At 35.4% G+C, this 18,718-nt stretch carries 18 protein-coding genes and 1 pseudogene; all 19 read right to left on the bottom strand.

Features of this window, described 5'->3' with window-relative positions; genetic code table 11:
• Positions 1–11: 11 nt before the first annotated feature.
• Positions 12–3,059 (bottom strand): SNF2 helicase associated domain-containing protein, encoded by a 3,048-nt coding sequence (locus J7S27_03260; GenBank protein ID QTU83554.1) that lies wholly within the window; start codon positions 3,057–3,059, stop codon positions 12–14.
• A gap of 82 nt (positions 3,060–3,141) precedes the next feature.
• Positions 3,142–4,056 (bottom strand): primosomal protein DnaI, encoded by a 915-nt coding sequence (dnaI, locus tag J7S27_03255; protein QTU83553.1) that lies wholly within the window; start codon positions 4,054–4,056, stop codon positions 3,142–3,144.
• Between the two features lies 1 nt (position 4,057).
• Positions 4,058–5,383 (bottom strand): hypothetical protein, encoded by a 1,326-nt coding sequence (locus tag J7S27_03250; GenBank protein ID QTU83552.1) that lies wholly within the window; start codon positions 5,381–5,383, stop codon positions 4,058–4,060.
• A 12-nt stretch (positions 5,384–5,395) separates the two neighbouring features.
• Complete coding sequence (nrdR, locus tag J7S27_03245) at positions 5,396–5,857, bottom strand: transcriptional repressor NrdR (GenBank protein QTU83551.1); 462 nt, start codon at positions 5,855–5,857, stop codon at positions 5,396–5,398.
• A 27-nt stretch (positions 5,858–5,884) separates the two neighbouring features.
• Positions 5,885–6,472 carry a dephospho-CoA kinase gene (locus J7S27_03240; protein ID QTU83550.1) on the bottom strand — a complete coding sequence of 196 codons (588 nt, stop codon included), beginning with the start codon at positions 6,470–6,472 and terminating at the stop codon, positions 5,885–5,887.
• Between the two features lie 245 nt (positions 6,473–6,717).
• Complete coding sequence (locus tag J7S27_03235; GenBank protein QTU83549.1) at positions 6,718–7,566, bottom strand: DegV family protein; 849 nt, start codon at positions 7,564–7,566, stop codon at positions 6,718–6,720.
• 39 nt (positions 7,567–7,605) lie between these two features.
• Positions 7,606–8,547: a thymidylate synthase gene (locus tag J7S27_03230; GenBank protein ID QTU83548.1), complete on the bottom strand. Its 942-nt coding sequence runs from the start codon at positions 8,545–8,547 to the stop codon at positions 7,606–7,608.
• 1 nt (position 8,548) lies between these two features.
• Positions 8,549–9,073 (bottom strand): YfcE family phosphodiesterase, encoded by a 525-nt coding sequence (locus tag J7S27_03225; GenBank protein ID QTU83547.1) that lies wholly within the window; start codon positions 9,071–9,073, stop codon positions 8,549–8,551.
• Positions 9,067–10,503: a glutamate racemase gene (gene racE / locus J7S27_03220; protein QTU83546.1), complete on the bottom strand. Its 1,437-nt coding sequence runs from the start codon at positions 10,501–10,503 to the stop codon at positions 9,067–9,069. The genes J7S27_03225 and racE overlap by 7 nt, the downstream gene beginning before the upstream one ends.
• Positions 10,472–10,609, bottom strand: a complete 138-nt coding sequence (locus J7S27_03215) for a hypothetical protein (protein QTU83545.1) — start codon at positions 10,607–10,609, stop codon at positions 10,472–10,474. Before J7S27_03215 ends, racE begins: the two co-directional genes overlap by 32 nt.
• A 155-nt stretch (positions 10,610–10,764) precedes the next feature.
• Positions 10,765–11,586, bottom strand: a pseudogene (locus J7S27_03210) (MurR/RpiR family transcriptional regulator).
• 91 nt (positions 11,587–11,677) lie between these two features.
• Positions 11,678–13,183, bottom strand: a complete 1,506-nt coding sequence (locus tag J7S27_03205; protein ID QTU83544.1) for a PTS transporter subunit EIIC — start codon at positions 13,181–13,183, stop codon at positions 11,678–11,680.
• 21 nt (positions 13,184–13,204) lie between these two features.
• Entirely contained in the window at positions 13,205–13,876 is a 672-nt protein-coding gene (locus J7S27_03200; protein ID QTU83543.1) for an N-acetylmannosamine-6-phosphate 2-epimerase, read from the bottom strand.
• A 216-nt stretch (positions 13,877–14,092) separates the two neighbouring features.
• On the bottom strand, positions 14,093–14,572 hold the full coding sequence (rlmH, locus tag J7S27_03195; GenBank protein QTU83608.1) for a 23S rRNA (pseudouridine(1915)-N(3))-methyltransferase RlmH: 480 nt from the start codon (positions 14,570–14,572) through the stop codon (positions 14,093–14,095).
• Positions 14,562–15,077, bottom strand: a complete 516-nt coding sequence (gene coaD / locus J7S27_03190; GenBank protein QTU83542.1) for a pantetheine-phosphate adenylyltransferase — start codon at positions 15,075–15,077, stop codon at positions 14,562–14,564. The genes rlmH and coaD overlap by 11 nt, the downstream gene beginning before the upstream one ends.
• A complete protein-coding gene (gene rsmD, locus J7S27_03185; GenBank protein ID QTU83541.1) occupies positions 15,070–15,621 on the bottom strand; it encodes a 16S rRNA (guanine(966)-N(2))-methyltransferase RsmD in 552 nt (183 codons plus the stop codon). Before rsmD ends, coaD begins: the two co-directional genes overlap by 8 nt.
• Positions 15,618–15,893, bottom strand: a complete 276-nt coding sequence (locus J7S27_03180; GenBank protein ID QTU83540.1) for a YlbG family protein — start codon at positions 15,891–15,893, stop codon at positions 15,618–15,620. The genes rsmD and J7S27_03180 overlap by 4 nt, the downstream gene beginning before the upstream one ends.
• 100 nt (positions 15,894–15,993) lie before the next feature.
• A complete protein-coding gene (locus J7S27_03175) occupies positions 15,994–17,181 on the bottom strand; it encodes an FtsW/RodA/SpoVE family cell cycle protein (protein QTU83539.1) in 1,188 nt (395 codons plus the stop codon).
• A gap of 95 nt (positions 17,182–17,276) precedes the next feature.
• Positions 17,277–18,647, bottom strand: coding sequence for an FAD-dependent oxidoreductase (locus J7S27_03170; protein ID QTU83538.1), 1,371 nt, complete (start codon positions 18,645–18,647; stop codon positions 17,277–17,279).
• Positions 18,648–18,718 lie beyond the last annotated feature (71 nt).

Raw genomic sequence — 18,718 nt, 5'->3', positions numbered from 1 at the left:
AAAATGGGGTCTTATTCGTGAATTCCTAATATTTCTTTGATGTCATTGTTTGTTAATTTTTGATAGTGCTCATTCATCTCCACATGCGTATCAATCATTTCATCAAACAACGCTTTTTTCTTATCTTGTAAGGCAATCATCTTCTCTTCAATAGTCCCTTGAGAAACCATGCGATAGACATGTACCGTATTCTTTTGACCGATACGATGTGCCCTACTTTTCGCCTGTTCTTCAACGGCTGGATTCCACCACAAATCGTATAAAATAATCGTATCCGCACTCGTTAAATTCAATCCCGTACCACCCGCTTTTAACGAAATGAAGAACACATCTTTTTGCCCACTATTGAATAATTCAACCATCTCTTGACGCTTTGAAGGTGGTGTTTGACCATCTAACACAAAACTGCTATACCCAATTTTATCAAGTTCCACTTGTAAAATAGACAACATACGTGCAAACTGCGAAAAAACTAAAATGCGATGTCCATTAGCCAACGCTCGATGAACATGTTCTAAAAATTGTTGTAATTTACCAGAATCGTACACATAATCTTCCATGAACAATTTAGGATGATTACAAATTTGTCTTAAACGTGTAATCGCCGATAAAATTTGCATCCGATTTTGTGTCAATTGTACTTCTGAAAATGCAGACACTTTTTGTTGAATTTGTTGTAAATAGCCAACGTACAACTCTTTTTGCTCATCGCTCAATTCATTGTAAAGTATGTTTTCTACAACATCGGGTAATTCATGTAACACTTGTGATTTAATGCGTCTTAAAATAAACGGCTTAATTAAAGTAACAATTTCTCGATGTTCTAAACGATTATATTCACGTAAACTAGGCAATAAGCCCGGTAAAATAAGTGAAAAAATCGACCATAACTCTTCTTTTCGATTTTCAATGGGTGTACCCGATAACGCAAATCGACGCTGCGTATTGAGATGACGCAAACTATGATGCATTTTTGTGTTAGAATTTTTAACCATTTGTGATTCATCTAAAATGACACAATGCCAGTTTTTGTGGCGATAAATGGATTCATCTTGTCGAAAAGATTGATAAGACGTAATCAATACCCGTGCTGACGATTGTTGAATGGTTTCAACGCGACTTGTTTTCATTCCATGAATCACATCTACACTTAAAGACGGTGCAATGGTTTGAATTTCATGTTGCCAGTTATATAACAAAGAGGTTGGTGCAACAATTAAACACTGCTCTTCATTTAAACGATTTTCTTCGTACTCACTAAGGACATAAGCAATCGCTTGAATCGTTTTACCCAATCCCATATCATCTGCCAAAATACCACCCAACTGATGATGAGAAAGCATTTTAAGCCATTTAAAGCCTAATACTTGATACGGTTTTAATGTGGTTTGAAGCGTTTGAGGTAATTGACAATTAAAGTTTTCTGGATGCTTTAAATCATTAATTAACGCATCAATATCACTTGAGCGTGACATGATTTCATTTTCTCCAGCGACATGAATGGCTTGCTTGGCGTTTAACATAATTTTGCCGTCTTTAATGCGATATTTTCCTCGAATCGAACGCAAAACAGCGTGCATCGGTTGAAAATAATCATCATCTAATTCCACCATTTTACCATTGGATAATTCTGCAACCGCTTCTTGTTTTTGAATCGCTTCTAATATCGTTTGCATATGCAGTGTATCCAAGTGATCAATAGAAAAATTAATTTCAAATAATCCATTTAAATCATCCAACGCAATGGATACGGGTTCATCAAATGTCATCAAAGCAATGTCATCATGGTGTTGTATGGTGGCAAACTGACTAACATACTGTACAAATTGTGCAAATTGATACTTTGTTACACCTTCTTTAGTAAAATTGCCGTTAAAGTGATTCACAAATTGCTCCTGTTCTAAAAAGGACCATAATTGTAAACAAGACGTCGCCTTTACAGGTGACAAAAAGCGATTTTGAATACTTAATGTGATTTCGTTAGTATCATACACCATCTCAACCATTAACGATTCATGCGTTATTTCTTGTTCGTAAGTAACGGTTCCAACTTGTTCTACTACGGGTAAAACATATTGATAGAAAGATGGTTTATCATCAAAAATAATGTGTTGTTTATCATTTTGTTGATGGAACAAATGATGCAATAGTTCAGCTTGTTCTTTCGTCTCTAAAAACAGCAACGTATCATCAATGATAGCGTAACGTGAAGCTAAGTTGACACACCGCAAAGATTGCACTAAACGAATTTTCGGCACATTTTTAGTATAAATCGTCAATTGTAACGTATCTTTTACATTAGTTGAAAAAGATAACGCAATGGTCGTATTGGCGATTGTCGCAAATAACTGACAATTTGTTTTGTGCAAAATCGTTTCTTTTAATTGTGGCATTAATAACGGATGTAGTGCAATCGATTTTTTTGCAATCGCATGTTTTAACGATTTTGGTTCATATTCTAACGCCATTTGTAACCATTCCATAACGAATTTATCCTCAAGTGACAAGCGATCGATATGCCAATTAATGTGTTCTTTCTTACTCAATTTATACGGTATTTTTTTAAAATAACTCGTTATAAATTGTTCAGGGTTACTAATTTTAAACACTTTATTTTTAATCACTTTGAGTTGTATTTCAATGTTTAATTGGTCTAAATAAGATTTTTGTGTATGAAAAATAATGTCTAATTCAATCGAAACATTATGCTTTTGAATTGGCACTAACTGACGTGTAGCGTATTGTTTAAAGGGGTGTGTCACCGTATTTTCACTCGGTACACGATCACTCGTATAACTAATTTGACGCATAATGCCTTTAGTAGACAAATACATCTCTGCGGCCAATACGTGTTCACAAACGTGCTCTGATTTAAACAATTGGCAATTACACGTATCCAAATGCTGATCGGCTTCGTCTAGCAATACTTCGTATAAATGCTTCTGATCAAAAATTTCACAAAACCACACACGAGATGTAGCATATTTTGCGGCATTTAATACTCTACCGTTTTGTACAATTACTTTTGCTTTATCGACTAACTCATTAAATGTTTGCACGTTCCTACCTCCATTAAAAATACTATTACTTTATTGTACCACTAAAACGTTAAAAGAGCAGTTAAAACACTGCTCTTTTGCGTTATTGTTGATTGCGTCTGTTTGCCCCTTTAATATTAAACGGCTGTCCTAAAAATTTAACACGCTCCATGAGGCGCATTGATTTGCGCTCATCTTCCGTTTGTGTTGAATTTGTAAAATGTTCTTGTAAATCATCAAACGATAAATTAGATGTAAAGAAGGTCGGTAAATTTTCACGCATACGGTAATCTAAAATAACCATAAAGACATCATCACGTACCCAGTTGGTCAACGATTCACCACCAATATCATCTAGCATTAAAATAGGCGCTTTTTTAATGGTGTCCAATTTATCGCTCACTTGATTAGATGCAATGGATGCTTTTAATTCAACGACTAAACTTGGCACATGTGCTAAATAGCTTGAATAACCTTGTTTGGATAGTGTACCCGCTAACGCTCCAAGTAAGTGTGTTTTACCCACACCAAAAGCGCCGTATAAATAAGCACCTTTTGGCGACTTGCCTTGCGTTAATTGTTCCAAAAACGTTCTAAAATATAGTACGGCTTCTTTATTTTCAGCGTCCAAATCAATCGTATTAAGTGTTATATTTTTAATGTGAGATGACATACCAAACGTTTGAATACGATTGATGAATTCGCGTTTTTCTTGTTCTTGTAAAAACTCTTTAGTCGGTGCGTACGACACCACAACACTTTCGTTTTCATACATTAAAAGCGGTTCAAACCCCGGGTTTTGACACTCTCCTGTTTTGTCAAAACGCTCTTTTTCGGTCAAATATTCAAAAAATTTTGGGAAACTAACCGTTACAATGTCCTCTGGAATTTGATTGTCGGTAATGAATTGCTGAATGACATCATGCTGCAAAAGACGTACTTTTAGCGCTTCACGGCGTTTAACAACAGTTGGATTTTCAATTTGATCTTTCATCATATCTTTTATAGACTGCATCATATTAAAGTCCTTTCAAAATTTCGTTGCGTTCTTCTTCACTTAACGGTGTATTCGTTCCATTTAACGCTTCTTTTTCAGCATCCGACATCACAACACGTTTGACGTTTCGCGGTGTCGTCGTACGTTCTTTACGCGCTTTTTGCCGTTCTTGTAGTTCTATGGCACGTGTTTTAATGCGCTCAACCGCTTGAATGGCAGTGTTCACATGATGGGTAATCCAATCATTAATTGTATTGATCGCATACAATTCATTTAGTGTTGGCATATTTTCACCAATCAGCATATGATGGATCAATACATTGACTACTGGCATTGGTATTTTTTGGATCATTACAAAACGTTCTAATAATTTTAGTTCGCTTTGCTCAACGACATATTGTTGTTGTGTGCCATTCTTTTGATTTTTACTATTTTTCACCATTTTAATAAATTCAGTCGTTTTTAACTGGTTACATAATGAAATAAATTCATTAAATTCTTGACTGTATTCATTTGATGACGTGTTATTTTCTGGAGTAATGGCTTTAGATGTTGGCATGACTTGTGTGTGTTCACGCACCAATTGGTACAATTTATCAATATTGATCGTATTTTGTTGTATATCATGACTTTTCATTAATAAATCACGCATTTCCATAGCATTAACATGATACAAACTGGAAATCATTTCAATGTGATTGCGTAATTCTTGTGTCAATATACTATCTTTTAAATAAGTTTGTTTCATCAAATCAATAAGAAACGGCCAATCGAATTTGGTTTCCATTTCATAATTGATTGTCCCTTTTGATGTTGGTAATACATTAGAAATATTATGCTGATAAATGCCTAACTGTTTACCATATACTTGATAAAAATTTTGCGTAATGTTTATAAAACCATCCACATCAGGATTCACCACATGAAACTGTGAAACAATGGATTGAAATGTTTTTTCCGAAACCATATCGACGAGTAACCCGCATAAAATAGGATCACTTAAAAAGGTTTGCGCATCTAATGGCGCTTTAAGCTGATAGCAAAAGGATACAACCGCATCTACTTGCTTGCGAAACGTTTGTAATAAGCCGATACCTTCTAAACGTTTACGGGCTAAATAAAAGTCTTTTATCCCCATATTGAGTTGCTGTAACAACACTTGATGTGTCAAATCCAATTGTGCCAAAACATCATATTGATTGGCACAATACAAATATACCGTCGTAGCGTGCGCACCAATAATAGGAGCATACAACGCATAAATCAATCGTTTATCGTAATCACTCAATTGTTGTGTTGGATAAATTTGTATCGGGTTATGCAATTGTATATCTTGCCACTCTTCCATGTTCACAAACTCCTATTTTTGATCTCTTTTTGCTAACTCTTCTAATTCTTTTAAAAATAACGTACGATCTGAAAATTGACGATACACACTAGCAAAACGAATATATGCCACATCATCAATTTTAGCCAATCGCTCCATCACCAATTCACCAATTTCAGTCGTATCAATTTCTGATTCGCCACTATTGTGAATGGCTAATTCAACGTCACTTACAACACGCTCCAACGTTTCCAATGCAATTGGACGCTTTTCGCACGAACGCACTAATCCACGTAACAGTTTTTCACGATTAAAGTCTTCACGATTTCCGTTACGTTTCACCACTAACAACGGTGTTTTTTCAACACGCTCAAATGTTGTAAAACGTGTTTTACATTCTTCACACTCACGACGGCGACGAATTACCGAATTATCTTCAGCTGGTCTAGAGTCAATCACTCTTGAACTGTGATATTTACAACGCGGACACTGCATGATTTTCCCTCCAATTTTATAATGTTATTATATCATATCTAACTGTTTTAAACACTCATCAACTTGCGCGTACGTTTCTTCAATCGTCCCATTATTATTGATAATACTATGTGCCCCTTTTATTTTTTCGGACAATGGCATTTGTGATTGTATACGCTGTTTTGCCTGTTGTGGTGTCAAACCATTTCGCTTGATTAAGCGCTCATACTGAACCACTTCATCAACATAAACAAGCATCACGTGATCAACGCGATGATTGTACTGCGTTTCAAATAAAAGTGGCATATCAATGACGGCTATTTTTGCATTAGACTGTTCTGTTTTAAACGCTTCAACTTTTTCAAAAATCAACGGATGTAAAATAGCATTCAGTTTTTTCAGTGACACATCATTGCCAAAAACTTTGTCAGCTAACAGACTACGATTCAAATACCCATCGGCATTTACAATGTCACCACCAAATGCGTCGATTAATTGTTGCAAACCGATGCTACCGGGTAACACCACCTCACGTGCGATGTCGTCCGTATCGCAAATAGGAATATGCTTCGTTTTTAAATAATTGACTACGGTTGATTTTCCACTTGCAATACCGCCGGTTAATCCAATAATCATACGTCTCTCCTAAATTAAGGTATAAAAAAAACCTAGAAATGTATTCTAGGCTTGCTGTAGACGACAGTTAAAGGTTCACACAATAACTGTCTCGTGCCTGAATCCGTCAGTGTTCATATGAACATGCACGCTACTTGTGATTTGCATATGTAGTAAACTACCATGCTCCTCGACTCATCGCATACGATTAGTATAGTGTAAAAGAGTCCTTATGTCAACGGATAGACTTTTAAAGTCATTGACCGCTACACTTTTTCTCCAAACAGTACACCAACAGAACCTTCCCCTAAATGCGTCCCAATTACAGGGCCAAAACTTGTAATTTGGAATTCAGAATCTGGGAATTTTGCTTTGAGTTGTTGCGTTAAATCTTCAGCAACATTTAACGCATTACCGTGATAGACGAACATACTCATCGGCACGTTATTTAAAGTAGCAGCATGCGCTTCTACCAATTCAACGATACGCGATACGCCTTTTTTAAAAGTACGGATTTTTTCAATGGCTTCAATTTTACCATCAATTGTCAATAACGGCTTAATGCTCAGCATTTTACCAACAAACGCTGACGTCGCAGATAAACGACCGCCCTTTTGCAAGTTTGTTAAATCATCTACTAAAAAGTAAACGTTGTGTGTTTGAATGTGTGCTTGTAATGCAGGAATGATTTCTTCTGGCGTTTTACCTTCTTGAATCAATTTATGCGCTAGGCGTAATAACATGACTTGTGATCCAACCGCACGTCTTGAATCGACAGGATACACCGTAAAGCCATCAAAACTATCTTTTTGTGAAAAAGTCGTTTGGAATGTTCCGCTAATATCACTGGATAAATGAACGGCAATTGCTGCATCATATTCTTTTGATAACGTTTCAAACAATTCCATTGTACGACCAAGGGTTGGTTGAGAAGATTTTGGTAACGTTGCGCCACCACGAATTAAATCAAAAAATGTTTCGCCCGTTAAATCTTCACCTTCAACGTACACATTTCCTTCATATTCAACAGATAACGGTAAAATATAGACATTCATTTTTTCCTGTTCTTCTTTACTTAAATAAGCCACACTATCTGTAATTAACGCAATTTTCATTATAATCTCCTTAAAGTAATCTTTTATGCCTCTATTGCGTTATACCGCAATAGGTGCACTAATTTTAGCATGTTTCTGATAATTCACTAGCTGAATATCTTCTTTTGTTAATTCAAACATAGACGCATCACTTGTAATGTTTAATGTTGGACATTCGTATGGCGTGCGTGATAATTGCTCTTTAACTTGCTCAACATGATTGCTATAAATATGTGCATCACCTATCGTATGAATAAATTCGCCAACACCTAAACCGACTTCACGCGCCATTAAAATGGTCAATAAAGCATAGCTTGAAATGTTAAACGGAATACCTAAAAAAGCATCGCCACTACGTTGGTATAGTTGGCAACTTAATTTCCCATTTTGTACATAAAATTGACACATCGTATGACATGGTGGTAGCGCCATATTTGGCACTTCTTCCGGATTCCACGCCGATAAAATAATGCGTCGTGAGTCAGGATTTTCGCGCAATGTTTTTAAAATATCCGCTATTTGATCAATGGTTTCACCCGTTGACGTTTTCCAACGGCGCCATTGTACACCATAAATATTACCTAAATCGCCATGTTTTTTTGCAAATGCCTCATCATTTAAAATGTTTTGACAATATTTTTGTAACTCTTCTTGATATTGTGCGTTAAACGCTTCGTCTACTAAACAACGACGTCCAAAATCGTGCATATCTGGTCCGGTATAGTCGTCACTTTCCACGTAACGTTTAAATCCCCACTCATCCCAAATATGATTATTATTTTCCAATAAATAACGTAAATTACTATCGCCACGTAAAAACCATAGTAACTCACTTTTCACTAATCCAAAAGGCACTGCCTTTGTTGTAACAATTGGAAATGTTTTTTCTAAATCAAAACGCATTTGGTAACCAAATGTACTAATTGTACCCGTACCCGTTCTATCGTTTTTCATTTCACCATTGTCTAAAATATGTTGTAAAAAATCTAAATACTGCTTCATACTACTCAACTCTTAATGTTTTATCTAATTTTTCTAAATGTTGACGTTTATGATTGAAAAATGCCACAGAAACATTTTGCTCATCAATCGTCACAATTGCATAAGTTCTTTCCGGAACATTCCCACGTGAATGGTTAAAACTTCCGGGATTGATGCAAATCACATCATCAATTTTTTCAACACACAACACATGTGTGTGTCCATAAAATGCCAATTTAGCACCATGTTGTTTAGCAACAGTGGCTAAATGCTCACGACTGAAATTCACGCGACATAAATGCCCATGCGTTGAATACACTTTACCAAATGGCATGTTGCTGATATTTTCAACAGGATAATGTGCATCAAAATCCATATTGCCTTTAACGACACTATCGACTAACGACCACGTGCTATGTGTTGTCGGAAATTCTGAATCACCACAATGCACAATATAATCAACATCTTGACGATAATCCGCTAACAATTGCGCCATTTCATTATCAATACCATGATTATCACTAATGACTAAAATTCGTATTACCATAAAACACCTTCAGACTCGATTTGACGCATTAATGCATCAATCGCTAATTTACGATGGCTAATTTTATTTTTCATTTCTGTACCCAATTCTGCTGCCGTTTTATTGTATTCCGGTAAGAAAAATACAGGATCATAGCCAAAACCACCATCTCCTTTAGGAATTGGTGCAATTCGTCCAAACAATTCACCTGTTGCCACAATGGACTCTCTGTCCGGAAACGCCATCACAACGGTACAATGAAACTTAGCCGTACGTTTTTCTTCTGGAACTTCACCTAAAATCGCCAATAATTTGGCAATATTACGCGCATCACTCTTTGGTTCACCTGCGTAACGAGCAGAATAAATGCCTGGAGCGCCGTCCAAGAAATCAACACATAAGCCCGAATCATCAGAAATGACCATGACGTTTAACAACTTGGCAATGGTTTCTGCTTTTAAACGCGCATTTTCTTCAAACGTTACACCCGTTTCTTCAACGTCTTCAATTTCTGGATAATCCAATAACGTTTTGACGGTGTACCCTTGTTTTCCAAAAATGGCTTGAAATTCTTTTGCTTTACCAGCATTTTTAGTGGCAATTAAAATTGTTTTTTTCATCGGATTCACTCCTTCATTTAACGTTACTGACTCAACTGTTAAATCACGTCTACCTAACCAACTAGCCGCCACTTTTTTAAACTCCGTCGCATCTCCAGTTGTAAAAAAACGATGTTGTTTTGGTTGTGTTGTCGGACTAGCGGACAAGTTAAAGTAATCTAAAAAGGCACTTACATCATTAATGGTTTCTACACCGGAATCAATCAATGTCACATCCTCACCCATTATCGATTCAATTTCACGTTTTAACATAGGAAAATGTGTACACCCTAAAATCAGCGTATCGATATTGGAATCTTTAAACATAGATAACTCCGTTGCAATTTTAGTCATGTCAACGTTTGTTTTGCCTTCCACCATATCCACCAATGACGGACAAGCTTTATTCCAAATGTGTAAAGACGGTTTTTTTGCTTTTAACGCATGATCATAAAATTGTGAAGATATGGTACCTTGTGTCGCAATAACACCAATATTATCATTTTGAGACGCCTTAATGGCTGCTCTTGCTCCGGGTAAAATCACACCCAAAACAGGTATATCCAAATACTCTTTTAATAAAGGTAATGCTGCAGCTGTTGCCGTATTACAAGCAACAACGAGCATTTTAATATCATATTGTTGAAGATAATTCACTAATTCAAAAGTAAATTGTGTTACTTCTTCGCTAGGACGTGGCCCATATGGACAACGTGCTGAATCGCCAATAAAAATAACCGTTTCGTTTGGCAATTGTTTTAATGCTTGTTTGACAACGGTTAATCCGCCAAACCCCGAATCAATAAACCCAATTGGACGATTATCGTACACTACGTTCACTTCCTTTTGCATTTTGATATTCTAAGTACGTTGCGACACGATCCAATATAAAATTGATGATAGGTAGTACTAGCGTCATAAATTTAAAAATATTCCATGCTAATTTTATTTTTTTCATCGCTTCGCTCACTTTCATTTATATTATGCCTATCATACCATATTTAATATAAATAATGCAAAAAGCAGCAAACGTTAAAACGCCCCCTGCTTTATTGTTTATGTCATTTTTAAGAGTGATGTTAAAAGAAATCAACCATATATTTATAATGTGCCTTATTCTAAATTTAACGCATTCAACGTATTATTAAAATTGTCACTATGCACACTTCGATTAGAATCCATATAAAACGCGTATACAATATCGATTGTTACTAAAATTGGAAATTGCGGAGAAATAATATTCCCCTTTTCTAAAGAAACAATTGATGCAACAAGTACCAACTCATCGCAAATCGATCGAACGTCTTCGTTTTGTTTAGATGTGATCAAAATGGTCTTTGCCCCTGCTTGTTTGGCGTAACTTAACCCAGAAATAACACTATTCGTCTTACCTGAAATGGACACACCAATGACTAGACACGATTCATCAATTAAAACACGATTCATTTTAATCATATGATCATCCGTTATTGCTTCACAAACCAGTCCCAATCGCATAAATCGTAATTTAATTTCTTGAGCGGCTACTCCCGAACTTCCCATACCATAAATGTAAACGCGCTTTGTATCATTTAACAACGATACAATCCGTTGACATTGTGCTTCATTAATTAAGGAATACGTATTTTTTAAAATTTCTTCATAATCCAGTAACACACTTTTGGTTAAATTGTGTTCCAGTTGTGTCGATTAAAACTGCTGTTGTTGAAAGTCAAAAATAAATTGACGATATCCTGCAAAGCCACATTTTTTAGCAAATCGGGTCAATGTAGCCAGCGATACAAACAATAATTGTGAAACATATTCGGCTGATAAATCTAATGATTCCACATTTTTTAAAGATTTAAAGTAGTCTGCTACACTCTTTTCAGTTGGTGTCAAATTATCGTATACCGATTCAATAATGGGTATCATATTTTTTTCTAAATAAACCATATTTGCCTCCACTCTACATTCATTGTATCACATTCCATTCTAAAATAATAAAAAACTGCCAATAGCACAAGCTAATGGCAGCGCAATGATATTACTCGTCTAATCCTAAAATATCATTAATGTTGTTTTTGTATAGAATAGCTTTTGCTCCGTAAATGGCTTGTACACCACCTGCAACTTCTAATACATCAACGGCACCGATTTTTTTCAACGTTGCTTTATCGACTTTGGCAACATCTTTAACGGCTACACGCAAACGTGTGATACATGCATCCACGTCTTCGATATTTTCACGACCACCTAAAGCTTCGATAATCACGACTGAGTCTTCTTTTAATGAATCTTTAGTGTCAATTTTTTCGATTTCGCCATCTGCTGTTTCTTCTTCGTTACGTCCTGGTGTTGCCACGTTAAATACAGTGATATACCATTTGAATACAAAGAAGTATAATGCAGACCAAATTAAACCGAACGGAATTTGCAATAACCAGTTGGTTTTGTCATTACCTTGTAAAATACCGAACAATGTAAAGTCGATGACACCACCAGAGAAGGTATTCCCAATTGAGATATTTAAAATATCAGCAATGAAGAAGCTTACACCGTCTAAAAAGGCATGAATAACATATAATGCTGGGCTAACAAACAAGAACATGAATTCGATTGGTTCTGTAATACCAGTTACAAATGACGTTAACGCAACACCGAAGAATAAACCGGCATATTTTTTACGTTTTGCTTTAGGTACGCACATGTACATTGCAAAACATGCTGCTGGTAAACCAAACATCATTGTTGAGAAACGACCAGCAAAGAAACGTGTTCCTTCAGTAAATAAACCAACATGAGATGGATCTGCTAATTGGGCAAAGAAGATTTTTTGTGCACCGACAACACTTTGACCAGCAACTGTGCTAACACCACCTAATTCTGTGAACCAGAACATTGGGTAAATCATGTGGTGTAAACCAACCGCTCCACATAAACGCATTAAAAATCCATAGAAGAATGTTCCGATTGGACCAGCTTGTGAAATGTATGCACCACTAGATAACAATAATTGTTGGAATGGTGGCCATACTAAGAAGAATACAGCACCAACTGCAATAGCGGCAAATGATGTCACGATTGGAACAAAACGTGATCCACCAAAGAAACCTAAAAATTGTGGTAATTGAATGTTGTAATATTTGTTGTGTAATTTGACAGCAATCATACCAATAACAACTGCTCCGACAACACCAGTGTCAATTGAAGCGTCTTTAGCCATGTATAAACCAACTAACGCTTTAATTGTCGCTGTCATCACTAAGAAACCTGTAACACCAGCTAAAGCTGCTGTACCTTTGTCTTTTTTAGCTAAACCAATACACAAACCAACGCAAAGTAAAAGTGCTAAGTTAGCAAATACAACTTCCCCAGCAGAGCTCATAATTGAAAATGCTGCTTGTAATCCTGAGTTATTTAAAATAGGATATGTCGCTACGGTAGTTGGGTTAGATAATGCACCACCAATACCTAGTAGTAAACCGGCAGCGGGTAAAATAGCAATCGGTAACATAAATGCTTTACCAATTTTTTGTAATGTTTTAAACATAAATAATTCCTCCTTTATATTTTATTGAATTGCCTCAACAAAACGTTTTGTAATGAGTTGTGGTCTTGTAATAATCGATCCAACCACAACACTGTATGCCCCTAACTCTAAAACACGTTTTGCTTTTTCAGGGGTATCAATATTCCCTTCTGCAATTAATGGGTGTTTAATGTGTTGAAGTGCTTGACGAATAATTTCAAAATCGTTTGTTTCAATTTTTAAATCTTTTGATTGTTTCGTATAACCAACAAGCGTTGTACCAATATAATCAAAGCCTAGTTGATCAGCATGTATCATTTCCTCTACTGTTGAGCAATCCGCCATTAATAACTGATTCGGGTATTTTTGACGAATTTTGGCATAAAACGTATCTAAACTTTCATTATTGTGTCTTACAGAAAACGTTGCATCTACAGCAATAATATCCGGCTTAGCAGACATTAACTCATCAATTTCAGTCATCGTTGATGTGATAAATGCTTCTGCATCTGAATAATCTCTTTTAATAATACCGATAATTGGGACATCAACAACTTCTTTAATCGCTTGTATATCTTCTGCTGAATTGGCTCGAATGCCTTTTGCGCCACCTTCAAGTGCTGCAACAGCCATACGTGACATAATATACGAGCTATGAAGCGGTTCATGGGGTAATGCTTGACATGAAACAATCAACTGTTTTTCAAAATTCATATAATCCTCCTTTCTTGGTGTGTAACCCCTTACATTTACATTTTACATCACTAGAAATAATTTTCAATAGTTCAGCCGTTTTTTGTAAATACTTTCTTGAATTCGATTCATTTCATCTAAAACCTTTATAAAACAGGAAAATATTTTCAAAACCGTTAGTGATTAGCCACAAAATAAAAACGTCACTTTCATTTAAGTAACGTTTTTTACGATATATCATTTATGATACGCTTGATTGTTATTAATTCTAAAGGCACGATAAATTTGTTCGGATAAAACAAGACGCATTAATTGATGCGGTAGCGTAATACGTCCAAAAGACATCAAACGATCGGCACGCTTTTTAACAAGGGGACTTAACCCTAAAGAACCACCGATAATAAAGACAATGCGACTTTTTCCGTATAATGCGCACTCTTCAATCGTTTCAGCGATTTTTTCACTCGTCACTAACTCGCCTTCAATGGCTAAGGCAATCACATAGTCAGTATCCGTAATTTTAGCCAATATTTTTTGTCCTTCAGTTTCTAAAATACGCTCTTCTTCTTTTTGACTGGCATTATCAGGTGTTTTTTCGTCGTTTACTTCAATAATGTCCGTTTTACAATAAGCACCTAACCGTTTCGTATACTCTTGGATACCTTGTACTAAATATTTTTCTTTTATTTTTCCAACCGCAACAATTTTAATTCCCAACATGCGTAAATGTTACCGATTCCTTTTCTAATTTTTCACTTAACGCCAATTTCACGTGTTCATCGACCATATGTGAAACATCGCCATTGAGACGGAAAAATTCTTTAATGCCAGAAGAACTCACAAACGTTAGATCGTGATTGGTTGAAAAAATGACAGTTTCGATATGCGGAAAGGCAAGTTGTCCATAATAAATTTTTGACTGTTCATAATCAAAATCCGATCCGTTTCGAGCGCCTTTAATCATGACACAACAACCTAATTTATCGGCTAATGCAACAGATAACCCTTTTTGATGTATCACGACGGATACATTTTTTAAATGCGCAATGGACTGTTTGATTAAATCACACCGCTCTTGTGGTGTAAATAGCGATTGCTTATGTTCGTTGTATGATACGGCAATAACAACTTCATCAAATAGGCGCAATGCTCTTTCTACAATATCAAGATGCCCTTTAGTGAATGGATCAAAACTACCTGTAAATAATGCTTTTTTATTCATTGTCATTAAACTCATAAAACCATACTGCAGACATGCCATATTGGTTTTTCTTCCATAATTTAAATTTAGAAATGATATTTGGTAATTCAACCGATTTATCTGTTTCGCATACGATTAGCGTATCACGACCCACTAATTGAGATGATACAAGTTGTTCAATATCTTGAACAATCATTTGTTTGGCATATGGTGGATCTAAAAAAACTAAATCGACTTTTTCTTGTACTTTGTAAAGTAGACGCTGGCTATCTCCTTTTATCAAGAGAAATTGATCCGTTGCCTTTGTCATTTGAATATTTTGCTCAATAATGATTTGTGCTTTTCGATCTTTTTCAAATAATATCGCTTTGTCCATGCCACGAGAAATGGCTTCAATCGATAATCCACCACTACCGGCATATAAGTCTAAACAAACGCCACCATCAAAATATGGACCAATAATGTTAAAAATGGATTCTTTCACTTTATCACTAGTTGGACGTGTCGTGTTCCCCGGTAAACTTTTTAAAGGACGACCACCAAATTCTCCGGAAATCACTCTCATGATACGCCCTCTTCAATCGATTTTTGAAGTGGTACTAACGCGTCTTTAAAAGACATATCAATTTCATCTAAGTGAGAAACATCCACTGCTCGCACAAAGTGTAATTTATTAATTTTTTGAATAACGTCATCTAATTTAACATCGTCCACATATAAAACAACATAATTCATTTTTCTGGATTGATAGTGAATCACTCCAAATTTTTTCAATACATTTGCCTGTTTTAATGAATAGACATATACAATTAAACCTTTTCTTTTTGTTTGTATCATAGGTACTCCTGTTATTATCAATTTTCAATACTACATGGTCACATCATTTCTTGATCACCATATTTTGTAACTGCTATATAAAACATCACAATAACTTACATTAATTATTCGGCGGATACATTTGTCGATCGACAATTGAAAATTTAATGACCAATCCAATCAAAATAAAACTCGACAGCATACTCGATCCACCATAACTAATAAACGGTAACGTTACCCCTGTTAAAGGTAGCAAACTCGTAATCCCTGCCACATTAAAAATGGTCTGGATCATGAACAATAAAGCAATTCCAAGTAACATAAATCGATTAAACGTATCTCTCAACATAAAACTACGTCTAATAATCAAAAATACTAACGTCATCAATAAACCAATAACAAGCATTACGCCAAAAAAACCAAGTTCTTCACCAATAATGGATAAAATAAAGTCGGTACGATTTTCTGGTAAATACCCCGTTTTTTGTACACTATTTCCAATCCCTACACCAAACAACCCACCGTTGGCTAACGCGTAAAACGAGTGACGAATTTGATACGTTTTATCAAGATTTGCCGGAGCAAAAGGATTAATAAACGATAACAGTCGAACAGAACGATAATCATCTACCCCTAAAATCAGTATGGCTAAAACGGCTAAAGTAATTAAGCTACCCACACCAATACCTAGCATTTTAAGAGCTGTTTTTAAATTAAACAAACCACTCGCTAACCACATTAACGTAATGATTAAAAACATAATCATTGCCCCACCCGTATCCGGCTGTAACATAACTAACAACAAAATCATAAAATACGTTAAAAATGGAAACGCTTCTTGGTGATGTTTGGCCCATAAAAATTGAATGGCATTATCTTGTTCGCTTGCTTCTAAATTCGGTAAATAGCGTGTTTTTGAAAAATATAGCGCCGTCACCCAAATCAATACAATTTTTGCAAACTCTGCTGGCTGAATGGCAATAAAGCCTAAATTGATCCACGCTTTTGCCCCTTTTGTTGCAGGTAATGCAAACAGAATGACTAAAAGGACTAACATAAACGTAACCACATACTTAATCAGTTTATAATCAACAAAAAACTTATATTTCAATTTTAACGTTATCACACAGACAACAAGTGACATTATAAAAAATAGTAATTGGCGCAACATATAATTGACTGGAGCAGTTGTATCTGTTACTTGATAACTTCCTGCACTATATACAGAAATAATACCGATAACAGATAATATCACTGCAATAATCATAACAGTTAATTCAAATAAGCGGTCATTTTTAGTTGTTTTCATTTTGTCTCCTTATTGCGAAATAGTATCTCTAAAATTATACCATAAAATAGACAAAAAAAGACACTTCCTACAACGAGGAAGTGTCAAAATTCACATTATTTTGCGCTTAAAGCTGCCATTGTAATGTAGTTATATGGTTTGTTGAAGTGTGGCAAGAATAAAATATCTAATAAAGCTAATTTATCAATTGTCACTTGCTCTTGGATAGCTAATGAGAACATATGCATACCCATAGAAACATCTTCTTTTGATGCCATTTGAGCACCTAAAATAACGCGTGTATCTGCATCGTAAACAATACGAAGTTTCACATCATGGTTGTCGTGTTCAATAAATTCTGGTTTTTGTAAGTCTTCAAAATCAGTTGCAACGGCATTGAATCCAAAGCGTTTTGCTTTTTCTAAAGTTAAACCAGTTGATACCATTTTTAAGTCAAAGATGGCAATACCGTTTGAACCTTGAACACCTGCTGTTTCTAATTCAGTACCACAAGCATTGTGTGCAGCAACGATTGCTGTACGAACAGCGTTTGATGCTAATGCGATGTAGTTAGTGTCTTGTAATGCATTGTCATAAACTGTAGCACAGTCACCAATTGCGTATACATCTTTAAGACTTGTTTCACCTTTTTTGTTAACAACGAATGCACCGTTACGGAACAATTCGATTTTACCGTTACCTAATGCAGTATTTGGACGGAATCCTACAGCTAAAATAACCATATCGACGTCGAATGTTTCTTTATCTGTTACTAGACGTTCAACTTTTCCATCACCTTCAACGGCTTGAACCGTTTGACCAAACGCCAATTTGATGCCGTTGTCTTCTAAGTTTTTATTCATTAAGTCTGTAAATTCTGGATCATAGTATCCACCTAATGATGTTTGTGCAATATCCACTAATGTGACTTCTTTGTTTAAACGTTGGAATGCTTCCGCTAATTCAACACCAATGTAACCTGCACCAACAACCGCAACACGTTTAATGTCTGGGTTAGTATTTAATTTTTCAATAACTTCAGCTGAGTTTTGGTATAACTTAACAAATTGTAAGTTTTCTAAAGTTGCTTTAAATTCGCGAGAACCTTCTTGAATTTCAGCACCTTTAATTGGTGGTAAAATTGGTTGAGAACCTGTTGCTAAAATTAATTTATCATAGCTTTCTACATGTTTTTCACCATTTACAATAGCGTGTACTTCTTTTTTGTCATAGTCAATAAATTCAACTGGTGATTCCATATAAACTTTAGCACCTTTTGATTCTAAAGTTTCTTTATTAGAATAGAATAAACCTTCTGGACCAGAAATTTGTTTACCAATCCATAGTGCCATCCCACATCCTAAAAATGAAATGTTGTTATTTTGGTCAAAAACAACTACTTCATTTTTGTCACCATAATTATTTAAAATTGTGTTAATAGCTGATGTACCTGCGTGGTTTGCACCGACAACTACGATTTTACTCATATGTAAATATCTCCTTAAATTTTGATAGAGCGCTTTCACACTCTTCGTTCATTATATCACAAGTATAGATA

The sequence above is a fragment of the Carnobacteriaceae bacterium zg-C25 genome, from assembly GCA_017945845.1.
Taxonomy (GTDB): domain Bacteria; phylum Bacillota; class Bacilli; order Lactobacillales; family Aerococcaceae; genus WM01.
Note: the sequence above shows the minus strand (reverse complement) of the source record. Positions and strands in the feature narration are given on the sequence as shown.